This is a genomic window from Gelidibacter algens (genome assembly GCF_001678675.1).
Classification (GTDB): Bacteria; Bacteroidota; Bacteroidia; order Flavobacteriales; family Flavobacteriaceae; genus Gelidibacter; species Gelidibacter algens.
This window is the reverse complement of record NZ_LZRN01000002.1, coordinates 143370-160896: the sequence shown is the minus strand read 5'-3', so window position 1 is coordinate 160896 and position 17527 is coordinate 143370. Positions and strand designations below refer to the sequence as shown.

Annotated in this window: 20 protein-coding genes; 14 read left to right on the top strand and 6 right to left on the bottom strand. The window is 36.7% G+C overall.

Going from position 1 to position 17527, the window contains the following annotated elements:
- Nucleotides 1-19: 19 nt before the first annotated feature.
- The 3 genes from A9996_RS01620 to A9996_RS01610 all read left to right on the top strand — a co-directional run bounded on the left by A9996_RS01620 (nucleotide 20) and on the right by A9996_RS01610 (nucleotide 2001).
- Nucleotides 20-688, top strand: a complete 669-nt coding sequence (locus A9996_RS01620; RefSeq protein ID WP_066430181.1) for a lysoplasmalogenase — start codon at nucleotides 20-22, stop codon at nucleotides 686-688.
- Between the two features lie 167 nt (nucleotides 689-855).
- On the top strand, nucleotides 856-1350 hold the full coding sequence (locus tag A9996_RS01615; protein WP_066430179.1) for an RNA polymerase sigma factor: 495 nt from the start codon (nucleotides 856-858) through the stop codon (nucleotides 1348-1350).
- A gap of 87 nt (nucleotides 1351-1437) precedes the next feature.
- Nucleotides 1438-2001, top strand: coding sequence for a hypothetical protein (locus tag A9996_RS01610; protein ID WP_248912303.1), 564 nt, complete (start codon nucleotides 1438-1440; stop codon nucleotides 1999-2001).
- 13 nt (nucleotides 2002-2014) lie between these two features.
- Here A9996_RS01610 and A9996_RS01605 read toward each other — a convergent pair whose 3' ends face one another.
- Nucleotides 2015-2824 carry a lysophospholipid acyltransferase family protein gene (locus A9996_RS01605; RefSeq protein WP_066430175.1) on the bottom strand — a complete coding sequence of 270 codons (810 nt, stop codon included), beginning with the start codon at nucleotides 2822-2824 and terminating at the stop codon, nucleotides 2015-2017.
- Nucleotides 2825-2911: 87 nt separating this feature from the next.
- Complete coding sequence (locus A9996_RS01600) at nucleotides 2912-3553, bottom strand: NUDIX hydrolase (RefSeq protein WP_066430174.1); 642 nt, start codon at nucleotides 3551-3553, stop codon at nucleotides 2912-2914.
- A 6-nt stretch (nucleotides 3554-3559) separates the two neighbouring features.
- On the opposite strand from A9996_RS01600, the gene A9996_RS01595 reads away from it, so the two are divergent.
- The 4 genes from A9996_RS01595 to A9996_RS01580 all read left to right on the top strand — a co-directional run bounded on the left by A9996_RS01595 (nucleotide 3560) and on the right by A9996_RS01580 (nucleotide 7316).
- The gene (locus A9996_RS01595) at nucleotides 3560-4267 is read left to right on the top strand and encodes a peptidylprolyl isomerase (protein WP_066430173.1); all 708 of its coding nucleotides are present in this window, start codon (nucleotides 3560-3562) and stop codon (nucleotides 4265-4267) included.
- Between the two features lie 60 nt (nucleotides 4268-4327).
- On the top strand, nucleotides 4328-6484 hold the full coding sequence (locus A9996_RS01590) for a M3 family metallopeptidase (RefSeq protein WP_066430171.1): 2157 nt from the start codon (nucleotides 4328-4330) through the stop codon (nucleotides 6482-6484).
- 158 nt (nucleotides 6485-6642) lie between these two features.
- Nucleotides 6643-6891, top strand: a complete 249-nt coding sequence (locus tag A9996_RS01585) for a DUF6364 family protein (protein ID WP_066430170.1) — start codon at nucleotides 6643-6645, stop codon at nucleotides 6889-6891.
- Nucleotides 6888-7316 carry a type II toxin-antitoxin system VapC family toxin gene (locus A9996_RS01580; RefSeq protein WP_066430169.1) on the top strand — a complete coding sequence of 143 codons (429 nt, stop codon included), beginning with the start codon at nucleotides 6888-6890 and terminating at the stop codon, nucleotides 7314-7316. The genes A9996_RS01585 and A9996_RS01580 overlap by 4 nt, the downstream gene beginning before the upstream one ends.
- 48 nt (nucleotides 7317-7364) lie before the next feature.
- Here A9996_RS01580 and A9996_RS01575 read toward each other — a convergent pair whose 3' ends face one another.
- Together A9996_RS01575 and A9996_RS01565 are read right to left on the bottom strand one after the other, a co-directional pair.
- Nucleotides 7365-7982 (bottom strand): trimeric intracellular cation channel family protein, encoded by a 618-nt coding sequence (locus A9996_RS01575; protein WP_066430165.1) that lies wholly within the window; start codon nucleotides 7980-7982, stop codon nucleotides 7365-7367.
- Between the two features lie 709 nt (nucleotides 7983-8691).
- Nucleotides 8692-9408, bottom strand: a complete 717-nt coding sequence (locus A9996_RS01565; protein WP_066430153.1) for an RDD family protein — start codon at nucleotides 9406-9408, stop codon at nucleotides 8692-8694.
- Between the two features lie 24 nt (nucleotides 9409-9432).
- On the opposite strand from A9996_RS01565, the gene A9996_RS01560 reads away from it, so the two are divergent.
- From A9996_RS01560 to A9996_RS01535, 6 genes are all read left to right on the top strand, one after another.
- Entirely contained in the window at nucleotides 9433-10416 is a 984-nt protein-coding gene (locus A9996_RS01560; RefSeq protein ID WP_066430150.1) for a stage II sporulation protein M, read from the top strand.
- Nucleotides 10417-11145 carry a hypothetical protein gene (locus A9996_RS01555; RefSeq protein ID WP_146608907.1) on the top strand — a complete coding sequence of 243 codons (729 nt, stop codon included), beginning with the start codon at nucleotides 10417-10419 and terminating at the stop codon, nucleotides 11143-11145.
- Nucleotides 11142-12347, top strand: a complete 1206-nt coding sequence (locus A9996_RS01550) for a DUF4350 domain-containing protein (protein ID WP_066430146.1) — start codon at nucleotides 11142-11144, stop codon at nucleotides 12345-12347. Before A9996_RS01555 ends, A9996_RS01550 begins: the two co-directional genes overlap by 4 nt.
- Before the next feature lie 4 nt (nucleotides 12348-12351).
- Entirely contained in the window at nucleotides 12352-13407 is a 1056-nt protein-coding gene (locus tag A9996_RS01545) for an AAA family ATPase (protein ID WP_083993814.1), read from the top strand.
- Nucleotides 13408-13522: 115 nt separating this feature from the next.
- Nucleotides 13523-14854 carry a DUF58 domain-containing protein gene (locus tag A9996_RS01540; RefSeq protein WP_066430144.1) on the top strand — a complete coding sequence of 444 codons (1332 nt, stop codon included), beginning with the start codon at nucleotides 13523-13525 and terminating at the stop codon, nucleotides 14852-14854.
- A gap of 305 nt (nucleotides 14855-15159) precedes the next feature.
- Complete coding sequence (locus A9996_RS01535; RefSeq protein WP_066430142.1) at nucleotides 15160-15576, top strand: DUF2141 domain-containing protein; 417 nt, start codon at nucleotides 15160-15162, stop codon at nucleotides 15574-15576.
- Between the two features lie 130 nt (nucleotides 15577-15706).
- On the opposite strand, the gene A9996_RS01530 is transcribed toward A9996_RS01535, so the two are convergent.
- Entirely contained in the window at nucleotides 15707-16186 is a 480-nt protein-coding gene (locus tag A9996_RS01530; protein WP_066430138.1) for a Dps family protein, read from the bottom strand.
- 104 nt (nucleotides 16187-16290) lie between these two features.
- Between A9996_RS01530 and A9996_RS01525 the strand changes: the two genes are divergently transcribed.
- Entirely contained in the window at nucleotides 16291-17229 is a 939-nt protein-coding gene (locus A9996_RS01525; protein ID WP_066430137.1) for a hydrogen peroxide-inducible genes activator, read from the top strand.
- 26 nt (nucleotides 17230-17255) lie between these two features.
- On the opposite strand, the gene A9996_RS20365 is transcribed toward A9996_RS01525, so the two are convergent.
- Nucleotides 17256-17453, bottom strand: coding sequence for a hypothetical protein (locus tag A9996_RS20365; protein ID WP_083993811.1), 198 nt, complete (start codon nucleotides 17451-17453; stop codon nucleotides 17256-17258).
- Between the last annotated feature and the right edge of the window lie 74 nt (nucleotides 17454-17527).

The following is a 17527-nucleotide window of genomic DNA, read 5'->3' as shown; positions in this document are numbered from 1 at the left end:
TAGATCCAAATTCCCAACCATGCTCACCAAAACTGACAAACTATTTACCTCCATTTTTATACTGCTCATTACTGCTGAGCTCATTTGTGGCAGTATACAAAGCCTTTCAGCATGGCATTACATAACCAAACCTTCTCTGCTAATAGCTTTAACAGTCTTCTTTTATAGCCAAAGTAAAGGGTTGGCCTCAAAAACAAGAATCATTACGGTACTGGCGCTCGTTTTTTCTTTGCTGGGCGATGTGCTTTTAATGTTTGTGGACATGTCACCGCATTATTTTATGCTTGGTTTGGTTTCATTTTTAGTGGCGCATGTATGCTATTGTTTGGTTTTTCTGATCTATAGAAATCCTAAAATAAATCTTTTAGGGGTAAGTGCTGTTTTTTTTATTTATGCCCTAGGTCTTTTTTATCTGCTTAAAGATGGTTTGGGCGACTTGTTAATTCCAGTATTAATTTATATGATTGTCATTTTAATGATGGCCATTACGGCATTCTTAAGACAGAAAAAAGTACCCTCAAAAAGTTTTATTTTGGTATTTTTAGGCGCGTTATTGTTTTTAATTTCAGACAGTCTTTTAGCCTTGAATAAATTTTATATGCCTTTAAGATTTTCTAGCATCAGCATCATGCTCACGTATGCCTTGGCACAATATTTCATTGTCTTAGGCCTTTTGAAACAGCGATAGCTTTTATCAATAGTAACAGTTTAAATATATAATAATCAGGTATATATGACATTTTATAACAACTTTTAATTTAACCCATATATACTTTATTTTTCTTTAAAAATAAACTCAAATTCCTGTAACAATTTCCACAATTCCTCTACTAACACTATAACTAACTACCCGATTTGGACAAAGAATTAGAACATAATTTTGTTGCGTTGCTAGAAGAGCATCAAAACATTGTGCATAAAGTTTGTAGACTCTATACAAACCACAGAGAAGCGCACAATGATTTGTTTCAGGAGATCACCATACAATTATGGAAAGCTTACCCTAAGTTTCGTGGCGATGCAAAATTTAGCACTTGGATGTATCGTGTTGGACTTAATACTGCCATCACCCTATACCGAAAATCTAAACGCACAATTAATACGTATGAATTAGAAACGTTTCAGTTTAAGATTAAAGCTGAAGACTATGACGATACGGAAGAACAACAATTAAAATTATTATATGATGCCGTACGCCAACTCAATGATATTGAAAAGGCACTTGTATTTCTTTATCTAGAGGATAAAGATTACAGAGAAATAAGTGAAACCTTAGGGATCAGTGAGGTTAATGCAAGAGTGAAAATGAACAGGATCAAAAACAAATTAAAAACAATCCTTAATCCGTAATCTTATGGATGAATTAGAATTATTAAAAAACATTGGAAGAAGGAGGAGATCGAGTACCCTCACGTCTCTGCCAATGCTATCTATAAAATGATCTTAAAAAGATCATCGTCCATCGTTAAGTGGATTTTCATTATCAGTCTCTTGGAATTTGCCCTATGGACAGGACTTTCTTTATTTTTTAAAGACTCGAAAAACGCACAGGAATTTGACAAAATGGACTCTGATTGGCTTCTCATTCCATTATCCGTTGTAGGATATTTGATATTGGCATATTTTTTCTTTTTATTCTACAAAAATTTCAAACGCATTTCAGCGACTGACAATTCCAAAGTGTTAATGGAGAATATTTTAAAGACTCGGAAAACGGTTAAAAACTATGTATTTTTCAATTTAGCATTAATGGCCACAACCGTTATTGCTGTATTGTATATTGAGTTTGACCAGGATAAAGCGTTTATCAGCAAAGCTCAAACTGCAGCTGCCAACGGTGAGGTTTTTATTTTCTACGCGAAGACCATCCTTATTGTTGCGGGAGTATTCGCGGTTTTTGCAGGTATTTTACTGTTTTTCTATTGGCTGATTTATGGCCTATTGCTCAGAAAACTCAACCGGAATTATAAAGAATTGAAAAAGTTGGAAATGTTGTCTTAACTAAAAGTATTTCCTACTCCTTAACTTTCCATTTACGGAGTTTGTTAAGCTGTTCTTGTGCCATAATTTCGTCTTGCGGAATAACTTTCAGGAATGAAGGATGCTGCTCAATGGCATATTCAATTTTTTCTACAATCTGATCTATGGATTCGTTCTCATAGTCAATCACCAGAGGTTCTTTAATTTCCATGGACTGAAGAATGTTCTTTTTTTTGATGCGGATACCTTTTTTATCGAAAGAGCGTCTAAAGCCATCAATCACAATAGGCACAACAACTGGCTTGTATCGTTTAATAATGTGAGCTGTCCCTTTTCTAATAGGTTTAAAAGGCGTTGTTGTGCCTTGCGGAAATGTGATGACCCATCCATCATCCAAAGCCTTGGAAATAGCCGTAATGTCACTCATTTTAACCTGACGGTTCACCTCTTTACCTTCTGCCCTCCATGTACGCTCAATACTGATAGACCCCACATAAGCCAATATTTTTGGCAATAATCCAGAACTCATGGTTTCTTTAGCAGCCACATAGTAAATGTTCAACTTCGGGTTCCATAAATAACCAATGTTTTTGATACTATCATCACGGTCACTCAAACTGGCATTGAACACGTGGAACATGGCCACCACATCAGCAAAATAGGTTTGATGATTGGAGATGAAGAGCACGTTGGTTTCAGGCAAATTTTTAATGATTTCAGAACCTTCTATTTGAAGTTCATTAAAACCCCTAAATCGCCTATGAGTCATGGCACCAACGATGCGGATAAGCCATTTTTTTACAAAAAGTATATGTCCAAAAGGGTTTCTTTTAAATAATCCCATTATTTCTATTTTCGAATTACGAACCGCTGAAAACAAACAAGGTCATTTCAGCATATTACAGAACACAAATTTAACAAAAACCTCAACTTAGAGCACTGTTTTTAACAAGTCTTTTATTTCACTGAGCATCATTGCTGTTGCGCCCCAAACCGTGTGCCCGTTCAATTTGAAAACCGGAACTTCAACCTTCTTATTCAACGAGGTCATTATCATTTGGGAAGTAACATGGTCATCATTCAAAAAATCACTGAAGGTCACCTCTATCAAATCCTCAACCTCATCATCTTGTTTAAGGAATCGTGGCGTTTGCATCGTGATCCCCAAAAACGGATGCACGGTAAAATTACTCGGGGGAATGTATAATTTGGTCATTTCTTTCAACACTGTAATAGTGCCTAATGGAACGCCTACTTCTTCAAAAGTCTCTCTCAATGCAGCATATTCCAAAGACGGATCATCGGCTTCCAACTTACCTCCCGGAAAACCAACTTGAGCGGAATGGACGCCCCTATAGGTTTTTCTCAATATCAAAATCAACTTCGTATTTTGCGCCACGTCAGGATAAAACAATGCCATAACTCCAGCTTTTTTTGCAGTTTTCATAGCTTCTTCTTGCTCAAGAATCAGATCGTTACGATAAGGTGGCGACATTTTAAACTGCGAATCATGGCCTGGAAGTGGAATATGTTCTATTTTTGAAATAGATTTTAAAAATGTATCAAAATTCATTTAGTCATGAGAATTTTAATGTTTATTAGCGTATTTTTTATATTTCTCAATTGTGAAGATAAACAATCCCGTCAACAAAAAAACAATTCAAATATAGATTCCTTGGCTACTGTTAATAGTGAGGACAAGAAAAAAGCACCTAAAATAAAACAACGCAAATTTCCAAAACTCACTGATAAAAATGCGATGGACTTCTTTCTGGAGTACGAGAAGGAAAACAAGGAAAACAAAGTACGCATCACCACTGATTTTGGAACCATAGACATTCTTTTGTATGATGAAACAAAATTCCACCGCGCCAATTTTATCTTCTTGACCAAGCAGGGCTATTTTGATAACACTCAATTTTATCGTGTTGTTGAAAATTTTGTCATTCAGGGGGGCAGTAGTGATGACATGTCCATAGCCGAAAGACGGCGTAAAATTGGAAAATACCTCCTCCCCAAAGATACCCAGCATGGTTTTTTGCACGACAGAGGTGTTATTAGCATGCCAAGCAGTGAAATAGAAAACCCATATAAAATGGCCTCCCCCTATCAATTTTTTATTGTACAACAGCAAGGTGGCGCGCATCATTTGGATGGTGATTATACAGTATTTGGAAGAGTAACAGACGGCATGGACGTTGTGGATAAAATTGCAGCACAAAAAACCGATGACGGCGAATGGCCCTTAAATAACATCTATATCCAAAAGGTGGAAATTATAAATTAATTAAGAAAACTGCGCCCCAAATTCAATATCTTGAAAAACTTTAAAATCAACATTAATTCAATGACAAAAAACAATCTCAGACACATTAAAACTCTAGGTTTATGTGCGCTTATCGCCTTTACAGGCTGTAAGGATGAAGCAAAAAAAGAAGATACTATGGCTAAAAATGACAACATTCTGTTACAGGAATGGACAGGTCCTTATGATGGCGTTCCCGCATTTGATAAGATGGACATCAGCGATGTGAAGGAAGCTGTTGAAAAAGGAATGGAACTAGGTTTGGAAGATATTGAAAAAATAGCCAATAATCCTGAACCTCCAACGTTTGAAAACACCATTGCTGCCATGGAGCGCTCAGCAAAAGAGCTTGATCGTGTTTTTACATATTATGGTATTTTGAGCAGTAATATGTCTTCTCCTGAGTTTAGGGACATTCAAACAGAGTTGGCTCCTAAACTGTCAGATTACAATTCTAAAATTTCCCAAAATGAGAAATTATTCCAGAGAATTAAAACTGTTTATGAAGCGTTACAAAGCACGCCCTTGGAAGACGATCAACAACGTGTGGTCGACCTGACCTACAAGAGTTTTGAGATGAACGGTGCCAATTTGGATGCAGAGAAAAAGAAGCGCTATGCTGAAATCAATAAAGAATTGTCATCACTCTACACCAAGTTTTCAAACAACGTCTTGCATGATGAAGAAAATTATGTGACCTACTTGAACGAGAACCAATTAGGCGGATTATCAGAATCATTTACCAAATCTGCAGCAAAAATAGCCACAGATAAAGGTCAGGATGGAAAATATGCTATTACCAATACACGATCTTCAATGGATCCATTTTTGACCTATTCTACAGAACGCGAGTTGCGTAAACAAGTGTGGAACAATTATTATGCTCGTGGTGATAATGCTGACGATTATGATAACAACGCCTTGATTGCACAAATCTTAAAACTCCGTAAAGAGCGCGTAGGCTTGATGGGTTATGATAATTATGCAGAATGGCGTTTACAGGACAGAATGGCAAAAACACCAGAAAATGCGATGGACTTAATGATGGCTGTTTGGCCAGCTGCCATTGCAAGAGTGAAGGAAGAAGTAACTGACATGCAAACAGTAGCCAATGCCAATGGTGATAAAATTACAATTGAGCCTTGGGATTACCGCTACTACGCTGAAAAAGTACGTCAAAAGAAATATGATCTAGATAGCGAAGAAGTTAAGCAATACCTACAACTTGACAAATTAACCCAAGCCTTGTTCTACACTGCAGGCCGTTTGTTCAACTACGAGTTTACGCCAGTTAAAGAAGGTACAGTTCCTGTTTTCCATGAAGATGTAAATGTTTGGGAAGTGACTGATAAAGATACTGGAGACCATATTGGATTATGGTATTTAGATCCGTTTGCTCGTGAAGGGAAACGCTCTGGCGCTTGGGCAACTACTTACAGAAGCTATACTACTTTTGATGGTAAAGAGACCGTTCTGGCCTCTAACAATTCCAATTTTGTAAAACCTGCTCCAGGCGAGCCTGTCTTAGTTTCTTGGGATGATGCGACCACATTTTTCCATGAATTTGGACATGCGCTGCATTTCTTCTCTTCTAACGTCAAATATCCAACATTAAATGGTGGCGTAAGAGATTATACTGAATTCCAGTCGCAGTTATTGGAGCGTTGGCTTTCTACTGACGAGGTGATCAATCAGTTTTTGGTACATTATAAAACTGGCGAACCTATTCCGGCAGCATTAGTAGCTAAAATCAAAAAAGCATCCACCTTTAACCAAGGCTTTGGAACTACAGAATATTTGGCTTCGGCATTAATTGATATGAAATTACATTTGGCAGACCCTGAAAATATTGATATCGATAAATTTGAGCGTGAAACCTTGAACGAACTCAACATGCCAAAAGAAGTAGTGATGCGCCACAGAACACCACAGTTTGGACACGTATTCTCAGGCGAAGGTTATGCCACTGCATATTATGGTTATATGTGGGCAGATGTGTTGACCAGTGATGCTTCTGAAGCATTTAAGGATGCTCCTGGCGGATTCTATGATGCAGAACTTGCTGAAAAATTGGTGAAATATCTCTTCGCACCGAGAAACTCAATGGATCCAGCAGAAGCGTATCGCTTGTTTAGAGGACGTGATGCTAAAATTGAAGCCTTAATGAAAGATAGAGGGTTTCCTGTTCCACAGAGTTAATTAACTAAAATCCTATAAATTGAAGCCACGTTTTTTGAAGCGTGGCTTTTTTTATGGAAACTGTTTGAGCCGAATATTGATGAAATGTATTTAAGGATTTATAAACACATCCATTGTACGGGTTATTTGAGTATATTTGTACGTATAACTTTTAACGAATGGACACAAAATTGACTTTAAAGCTTAATCAAAAGATCATAGAGAAAGCGAAAAAATATGCTTCGAATAAAAACATGAGCCTTTCCAGAATAGTTGAGTCTTACCTTCAATCATTGACGACAGAGAGCTCAAATGATGAATTTGAAATATCTCCTTTTGTCAAAAGCATTGCTACCGGAAAACAGGTTCCCACCGATTTAAATTATAAAAAAGAGTATTCAGACTACCTTCTTGAAAAACACAAATGAGTAAAAGACTGTTCATAGACACCAATGTTATGTTGGATCTATTGGGTGAAAGAGCACCATTTTATGAACCGATAGCTAAAATTGCAACCTTATCCGAAAAAGGGATAGTGACGATGGTAGTATCACCCATTTCATTTGCTACGGTCAATTATTTTCTTTCAAAATTTGAGAATTCAGTAATTGCACGGGAAAAACTAAGGAAATTTAGCATCATTAGTGACATTTGCGTGCTTAACGAACAGACCATTGAAAAAGGACTAAATTCCTCTATCAAAGACTTTGAAGATGCCCTACAATATTTCCGTGCTACAGAATCAGAATGCGACATCATCATCACAAGAAATGGTAAGGATTTTAAAAAATCCTTGATTCCGGTAATGACTGCCGATGAATTTTTAAATAGCTTAAAAAAAAATAATTACTGAAGTAATCTTGATGTCTATTGGACATTCGACAGGAGTTTTAACCTATAGCTAAATAGGTTCCTCATTTTTATAGAGGCTCGGTAAGCTAATCTTGAATTTTACGGCAACCAATCTCACGGTGATCACGATAGATCCTGCGGCCATAAAGATGATATTATCAGGTATTGGAAATTGTCCTAAAATAAAATAGGTAATTCCTCCCAAAATACATGCTGTTGCGTAAATTTCCTTTCTAAAAATCACTGGGATTTCATTACACAGAATATCTCTGATCACCCCACCAAAACAGGCCGTCATCGTGCCCAATGCAATACAAATGATGGGATGCAAACCTGCCGCCAAACCTCTTTCGATACCCACAACTGTGTAAAGTCCAATCCCAATAGTGTCAAATAGAAATAAAGACGTACGCAAGTAATTAATTTTCTGCCTGAAGATCACTGTAAAAATAGTAGCGCCAAATATCACATAGACATAAGTGATATCAGTCATCCAAGAAACGGGTGTGATTCCAATCAAAACATCCCGCACCGTTCCACCTCCTACTGAGGTTACAAATGCAATGATAAGAACACCAAAGGCATCCATTTTTTTGTCCATCGCAATGGATACACCAGAAATAGCGAAGGCAATTGTCCCAAGAATGTCAATGGTTTGAAGAAACATAATCTGTCATTAAAAAATTCAGCATTCAAAGATAGCAACACGTTTTGGGAATTAGAATTTTAATACCTAAAAATATGGAATTGTTGTTTTTTAGTTGTGATTGCAGTATGAGCATATAAAAAAATTTGCTGGTACATAAGCTTTATAAATTGTTTGCAAGCTGCACGAAGTTGATGGTATCTGTTTTATAAAAAGAAAACTTGGCTTTGAGAGATTCGCCCAAAAAATTTTGAAAGACTTCAATTTGAGCGCAGTCTAAAATGGTACTATTCTGATTTAAAATCCATTTGAAATTTGCTCTCTGAGATCCCGCCCGAATGCGGGATAAGCGATTCGCACAAGTTTTGTGAAAAACAAACACGCTATATATAATTTAAATGGAACTCGGTGAGATCCCGCCCAAATGCGGGATAAGCGATTCGTGCAAGTTTTGTGAAAAACAGTTACGCCTCATAATTTAAATCGACCTACCTGAGATCCCGCCCAAATGCGGGATAAGCGATTCGCGCAAGTTTTGTGAAAAACGTGTATACTACATAACCTCAATGGCACTATCCGAGATCCCGCTCAAATGCGGGATAAGCGATTCGCGCAAGTTTTGTGAAAAAAAACACCCTATATAATTTAAATGGAACTCGGTGAGATCCCGCCCAAATGCGGGATAAGCGATTCGCGCAAGTTTTGTGAAAAACAAAACTTGGCTCTCTGCTTACATGCTTTGGGTATAATAATTATAATCTTTTAAAATAGTGTCGATAAATTGAATATCGTTGCCATTGATTGCGGTCACTCCAATCACTTCTGTTATTTTGTTTCGCAACTTAATCAGCGTTTGGTAGTCACTGGCCAATTTTGCCGTGGTAAACGTGTCTTTTATAATTCGCGCATCATTATCTGACAACTTAATGACCGCTGGATACGTTGGTTTGTAATCTTCATGCAAATCTTCTAAAATGGTGTGACTGATATTGACCTTGTCCTTCAACATAATCACCGACGTACCTGCAGCCATGTCTCCCAAACGTTGTGATCTTTTACTGAAAAGAATCACGAAAAATCCCAAACCTAAAATGTAAATATCCACAATTCTAAAAAACCATCGCACCACATAATCTGAAAGTGAGGCTTGATACCCATCAATTTTAACGACCTTTATCTTCATGATTTTTTTACCAATAGTCTGACCTTCCATAAGGGCTTCCAAAACCAAAGTATAAAAGACCACTGGCAGGCCAAGTAATGTATTGAGTCCAACCTGAGACCATTGGTCCATATCCTGAAAAGCACCAACGCTCATATTCAAAATAGTGATGTAACCAAGCTTGATCAAGGTATCAATAATAAAGGACAACAAACGTTCTCCAGCTCCGGCAGCTGTAAAATTTATTTTTACATTTTGAGTGGTGTTAATTTGTAACTCTGACATTTTATTTTTTAATTTAACGACCGTATGAGAGAAGTTGCATTTATTAAGCAAAATAAAGAAAAATGGTTAAGTTTTGAGACCGCTGTTTTCAATAATGATTTTAAAAATCCTGATGAACTCGCTTCACAATACATTCAACTCATCAACGATTTATCTTACGCACAAACTTACTATCCCAAAAGTAAAGTAATTACCTATTTAAATCAATTAGCAGCCAAAGCTTTTCAAAAAATTTATAAAACGAAGCGGGAAGACCGCAATAGAATTGTCGCTTTTTGGAAAACAGAAGTCCCTTTGATCATGTATCAATACCGCAAATTTGTATATATCGCTTTCATCATATTTACCCTTTTTACAACCATTGGCGTAATTTCAGCCGCAAATGATGGCGAGTTTGTCCGCTCCATTTTAGGCGATGAATACGTCAATATGACTTTGGAGAATATTGAAGCTGGCAATCCTGTAGCGGTTTATAAAAGCGGCAGCAATTGGGGCAGTTTTATTGGGATTACGGTAAACAATTTGCGTGTGGGGATCATTGCTTTTATCCTTGGCGTTTTTGGCGGATTGGGCACTGTGTATATTCTGTTCAAAAACTGTATCATGCTGGGCTCATTTCAATATTTCTTTTATGAAAAAAATGTGTTCTGGGAAAGCGTCAGAGGCATTTGGATTCATGGATCTATGGAAATTTTTGCCATAGTCATTGAAGCGGCAGCAGGTTTGATTTTAGGAGCAAGCATTTTATTTCCTGGAACACATTCAAGATTCACCTCATTTAAACACGGTGCAAAAACTGGTATTAAAATAGTCATCAGCACTTTTCCGTTCACCTTTTTTGCTGGATTTTTAGAAGGTTTTATCACAAGATATTCCCAAGAAATGCCCAAAATGATTTCTGTTGGCATTATCTTGGTCACGTTAGGATGTATTAGTTACTATTATTTAATATATCCTTTTTTGGTAACTAAAAAACTCAAAGAAAAATTGATTCCCATAGTCGCTTAAATGAAACTTAATCTGACGCTTATTTTTATGGTCTGCTTGTTCTTGCCCAGTACAAAGTCTACACTTTGGGCTACTGCCACTATGCAACAACCGCAAACTGAACGCCAGTTTAGCAATGGTTTTAAGGATGATTATTCTGGCAGAAAGTATGATTATGAGGGAAAAGCTAAAGTACGCTCCGGATCAACACAACAAGGCCAAGACGCTGAGTACTCTGAAGATCAGCCCGATATAAAAGAAGACAATATAACCAATGATTTTTCATTTGACTTGAGCGCCTTCAACTGGTTGTTTGTTCTTATTCTGATTTTTGCCGTAGGTTATTTAGCATATACACTTCTAAATGAAGGGAGTAGCAAACTCTTTTCTTCAAGAAACAATGAACAACTAAAATCTTACAGCGAGATCACTGCTGAAAATATAGCACATGCCGATATCAAAACGCTCATTACGAATGCAGAAAACACAAATGACTACAGATTGGCTATTAGATATTATTATTTATTGGTACTAAAACAATTGACCCTCAAAAATTTTATAAAGTTTGAGGACGATAAAACCAATGCCGATTATATGAATGCCATCGCTTCCCAAAAGTTCAGCAAAGGTTTCGCGTATACCTCCTATCTTTATAATTACACCTGGTATGGTGAGTTTACGTTGGATACAGAGCAATACCAACTGGCTAAAAATAGTTTTGTAAAACTTATTAATGAGGTCAATTCATGAATAAGACCTTAGCCATCATACTTGTTATTGCTGCTACCATCGTCACCATCGCCATGACGCTCGATTATAGCAATAGGCGCACTATTGATTGGGAAGAGAGCTTTAATGAAAAAAGCAACAAGCCTTATGGCGTAAGTATATTTTACAAAGAGTTGCCAAAACTTTTAGAAGGACAGAAACTAAAAACCATTTATTATACACCTTATAATTATTTCTACGCCAATTCAGAAGATGGTTATGGCGATCATGTAGCGGAGGGCAATTATGTTTTAGTTGGCAACTCAGATTATTTGGAATTGGGAGACATTGAAGAACTCCTACTGTTTGCAGGGCGTGGGAATACACTTTTTATGTCAGACTATACGTTCCCACAAACGTTGTTGGATACCTTGGATATTGCGATTGATGTTGTTCAAAACAAAGACAGCATCTCACAATTAAGTTTTACAAATCCGAATTTAAAATCAAAAAACTCAACAATTGACAAAAACGAAAGTTCATCCTATTTTTCAGAATTTGAACCTGAAAATTATACCGTTTTAGGCTATGTAAATGGTAACCCTAAGCTCACCAACTTCTTGGAAATTCCTTTTGGCGAGGGCACCATCTATTTGCATTTGGAACCAAAGGTGTTTACCAATTATAATATACTAAAGGAGCAACGCTACCGCTATACTGAAGGCGCCCTCTCCTACTTGCCAAATGCCACTATATATTTTGATTCGTATACCAAATATTTTAATTCTCAATATGGTGATGCAGAAGAAAAATCAGATTTAAGTTGGTTCCTACAGCAGCCCGCCTTTAAATGGGCGTGGTATTTGACGCTCATCTTAACCTTGCTGTTTATGGTTTTCAATGCAAAAAGACGGCAACGGATTATTCCCATCGTCAAACCATTGGAAAATACAACGGTTGGTTTTGTAAAAACAATTTCCAACCTTTACTACGAAACCCAAGATCACAAAAATCTCATCGATAAGAAAATCACTTATTTTTTAGAGAAGATACGATCCGACTATAATTTAGACACCACCACCTTAAATGAGGAGTTTATAACCAAGCTTGCTCAAAAATCTGGTAAGAGAAAAGAAACCGTTAAAAAAACCATTAATTTCATCAATTGGTTACGGACAAAAAATGAGTTTTTTGAAGAGAATCTTTTAAAGCTCAATAAACATATTGAAGAATTTTATTCATAAACCCATGGAAGAACAAAAACCTATTGAAGGACATACACCAGTAGAACACACGCCTGTTTCAGATAATTTTCAGGAAGAGACAACGCAGGATTTAAAATTCACCAACCGTTTAGACCTCTCTGAATTGCAAACCAATGTGCAAAACATTAAACATGAAATAGGCAAAGTCATTGTTGGGCAAACCGATATGGTAGACATGCTTTTGGCTTCCTTACTTGCCAAAGGCCATTCCTTAATTGAAGGTGTTCCTGGCGTTGCAAAGACGATTACTGCCAAATTAATGGCGAAGTCCTTGAGTGTTGGATTTAGCAGAATTCAATTTACGCCAGATTTAATGCCAAGTGATATATTGGGAACTTCAGTGTTCAATTTGAAATCAACCGAATTTGAGTTTAAAAAAGGACCTATTTTCAGCAATATGATCTTGATTGATGAGATCAACAGAGCCCCAGCAAAAACACAAGCGGCATTGTTTGAAGTCATGGAAGAACAACAGATCACCATTGACGGCAATTATTACAAGCTAGACTCCCCTTTTATGGTCTTAGCAACCCAAAACCCCATCGAACAAGAAGGCACGTATCGTTTGCCAGAAGCACAATTGGATCGTTTTTTATTTAAGATCAATGTCAACTATCCAAATCTTGAAGAAGAAATTGAGATTTTAGTGCGTGAACACAATCTGCAAGACCGTGTCAAAACGGATGCGATCACACCTTTTTTAACAGCAGAACAAATTGTCCACTACCAAGCCCTGGTGACTCAAGTATTGGTGGAAGAACACTTATTGAAATATATTGCCGATTTAATTATTGCAACACGCAATAATCAGTTTTTATATTTAGGCGCTTCACCTAGAGCGTCCATTGCGATTTTAAAAGCCAGCAAAGCGTTTGCAGCCATGAGTGGTCGGGATTTTGTAACTCCTGAAGATATTAAACGCGCCGCAATCCCGGTGTTGCACCATCGTGTGATTGTAACTCCAGAACGGGAAATGGAAGGCATCTCAAGTACAGATGTAATTAAGCAGATTATTGAGAATGTTGAGATTCCGAGGTGAGATTTAGTTAGCAGTTTCAGTCTCAGTCTCAGCCTGGCTCGGCAATAGAACAGAAATAGATCAAAAAAACATGAGTATCCTGATGTATCGGGAGTAGCAAAAATCCATTATAACCTTGAAATTCTTTACACCATTTTACATACAGCCTCGGTTTTTTTATAGTGGATTGTTCATTATAATACTCTTCGCGTTCAGTTATTTTGTTCCTGTTTTATTTGGTGTTGCCCAACTCTTAATTTTAGTGCTGCTTTTATTGTTTTTTTTGGATATGCTCATTGTATTTATGGGTAAAGACAAAATTGTTGGTCAACGGTTGCTACCTGATAAATTCTCAAATGGCGATAAAAATGAAGTAGAGATTAATATTATCAGCGCTTATCCATTTGCGATTTATCTGACTATTATTGATGAAGTTCCCATTCAATTTCAAGAACGGAATTTTAAGCTTCACTTAAATATCACACCCAAAAAGGAGGAACACATTGCCTATACTCTCAAACCTACAGAACGTGGCGAATATCATTTTGGAAACCTTAATATTTATGCGTCCTCAAAAATAGGCCTCGTAGCCAAGCGCTTTCGTTTTGATGCTGATGCCATGGTGCCAACTTATCCTAGCTTTAAACAATTGCGAAAGTTTGAGCTCCTTAACATCAATCATAATTTGCAAGATTACGGCGTTAAAAAAATCCGAAGAATTGGCCATACCATGGAGTTTGAGCAAATAAAAGATTATGTTATTGGTGATGACTTACGCACAATCAATTGGAAAGCCACCGCTAAGAAGAATAGTTTGATGGTCAACCAATTTCAGGATGAGAAGTCGCAACCCATTTATTCCATTATCGATAAAGGTCGTGTGATGAAAATGCCGTTTGAAGGCTTGAGTTTATTGGACTATGCCATTAATGCCACCTTGGTGATCAGCAGTATCGCTTTAAAAAAGCACGACAAAGCGGGAATGCTTTCTTTTTCCAAGAAGGTAGAAAATATGGTGGTTGCACAGCGCCGAAGTTCACAAATGCGCTTTATTTTAGAATCGCTTTACAACGTAAAAACCGATTATTTTGAAAGTGATTTTAGCCGATTGTATGCCAACATCAAAAGACATATTACGCAACGTAGCCTGATCTTGCTCTATACAAATTTTGAAACTTTAGATAGTCTCAATCGGCAATTGCCCTACTTAAAGGCCATTGCTAAAAATCATTTAATTGTGGTGATTTTCTTTAAGAATACCGAATTGAACAGTATTGTTAATGAAAAGGCGGCTACCATTCAGCAGGTTTATGATAAAGTTATTGCTGAAAAATTTGCATTTGAAAAACGCCTCATCGTTCAGGAATTAAAAAAGTATGGCATCTATTCTATTTTAACGACACCAGAAAACTTGACCATCGACACCATCAATAAATATTTGGAGATTAAATCGAGAGGCTTGCTTTAAGTAAGTCAGCAGTCTTCAGTTGGCAGTTGGCAGTTTTAGGTCTTCGGTCTTCGGTCTTTCAATTGACAGTACGCATTCCATGTCTGCCGATAGGAAGCTTCGCAAAAGCTATTGGAGGGGCAGGCTGTGTTCAGATTTAAATGGGCATATTCGTGAAATCGTTTGTGGCCAATTGTGCATAATACCTTCAACTTCGCCATAAAAAACATTTCATCCCCATAAATCAACGCTTCAGTAAACGTTTTTGTGAACTGCTAAGCAGTTTAAAGATATTTGATCCATCATTAACCTGTAAATCAATTTATATGAAACATTTATTTTTAAGTATCGCAATCTCAGTGACCTCCTTTTTAGGATTTTGTCAAGAAACTGAAGGACACAAAATCACAGTTACCATTGATAATGTAAAAAATGACAAAGGGCATGTCTTACTTGGCCTTCATACTAGTGAAGATTTTATGAAAGGAACTGGAATACAATCTCAAAAAAGTGAGATTAAAAATGGAAAGATCACTATTACTTTTACAAACGTCAAACCCGGAACCTATGCCATTATGGCTCTGCATGACAGCAATGACAATGAGCGTATGGATTTTGAAAATGGGATGCCCCTAGAATCCTACGGGATGTCAAACAACCCGGTGAGCTATGGGCCACCTCAATTTAGTGAGGCTAAATTTGAAATGGGTGAGGAAGATGTGGAGATGGCTATTCGATTTTAGTTTTCCCCTCTAATATTCTTTAAATTAGTATAGCACCGATGAACGAAAAATGGAGAATTCATTAACTGAATTCTCCATTTATTTTAAATCACAAAAGTAACTTGACACTTCGTGCTTCATGCTTGAAACTTTATACAGTCTCGCCCAACCAAGCTTTCATCATCCACACCGTTTTCTCTTGTTCAGTAATAAAATCACTCATCATAGAGTTGGTACCTTCATCTCCAGTTTTGTCGGATTTATCTAAAATCATACGCTCAATACTTAGCAATTCAGATAAAGAATGTACAATCAACTCTACAGCTTTTTCATCTTGGGAGATGTTTTTCCCCACTTTTACTTTTGCTGTCTTCGTGTAATCCTCAAATGTGTGTAGTGGCGTTTCGCCCAAAGTTAAAATTCGTTCTGCAATTTCATCAACCTTCAAATTGGCATCGGTATAAAGCTCCTCAAATTTTACATGTAAATCAAAAAAACGTTTCCCTTTTATATTCCAATGGATGCCTCTCAGATTTTGATAGTATACTTGAAAGTTCGCTAATAAATCATTTAAATCTTTTGCCAAATCTTTGGTTTTTTTGGTATCTAAGCCAATCGTATTTAATGTCATCTTCTTTAATTTTTTTCGTTCTTTCAAATTTAAGGTTAAATTAACTCAAGCGACTATAGTTTTTATAGATAGTTTTTATATTTTTATAGTTTAAATGAATAACCATGACCATAACGCAATTAACCTATGTATTAGCCATTGCTGAACATAAAAATTTTACCAAGGCTGCTGAAAAATGTTTTGTAACACAACCCACACTAAGTACCCAAATACAAAAATTGGAAGAAGAATTAGATATTCTGATCTTTGATCGTGGTAAAAAACCTATTGAATTGACAGAAGTTGGGCGTAAAATTGTCCATCAGGCCAGAAATATTGTCAATGAATCTGACCGTATCCAAGATATTGTAGACCAACAAAAAGGATTTATAGGTGGCGAGTTTAGAATTGGCATTATCCCTACCATCATGCCCACTTTGCTGCCGATGTTTTTAAAAGCTTTTATTAAAAAATATCCGAAAGTGAAACTTAAAATTGAAGAGCTGACCACTGAAGACATCATCCAGCGTATTAATGATGGACATTTAGATGCGGCCATTGCTGCGACACCTTTAGAAAACAGCAATATTAAAGAGCGTGTACTTTATTTTGAGCCTTTTGTGGGATACATTCCTGAACATCACCGCCTCTATAAAAAGAAAACCATTGACGTCTCTGATCTAGAGATAGAAGACATGTTGCTACTTGAAGATGGCCACTGTTTTAGGGATGGCGTGATCAATTTATGCAAAGCATTTAAGGATCAAACTAACGAAAATTTTCAATTGGAAAGTGGCAGTATTGAAACCTTGATCAAGCTTTCCAATGAAGGATTGGGAATGACACTCTTACCGTATTTGCACACTGTTGAGCTTAACGAGAATCTGAATCACAATCTTAGGTACTTTAATGAACCGTCTCCGGCACGAGAAGTGAGCATTATTTACCATAAAAGTGAATTAAAAATGCAAATTATTGACGCGTTGCACAACGTGATCTCTGGAATTATAAGAGGTGCAATTGCATTTCAAAATGTAAAGATCATCAGTCCACTAGCAAAATAAAAAAGCGACCTGATGGTCGCTTTTTATTATGTTTTTAAATAGATTAAACATTGATTTAAGTCTGGATTCTGTAGGATCAAAGATTTGATAAAAACCTTTAGCTCTTCAAGTTCATAAGGTAATAGTCGATGAATTGCTTTTTGGACTTCCCTACAGAACAACGCAGTATCAAAACTGACTTTGCTTAGTACAGTTTTAGTGTACTCAAACATTGCTCTTGCCATGATTATTTTAGTTTAGGTTATGATTAATTAAGTAGATTTCAATAATAGGCAGTTGCTTTTAAGTTGTCTAAATT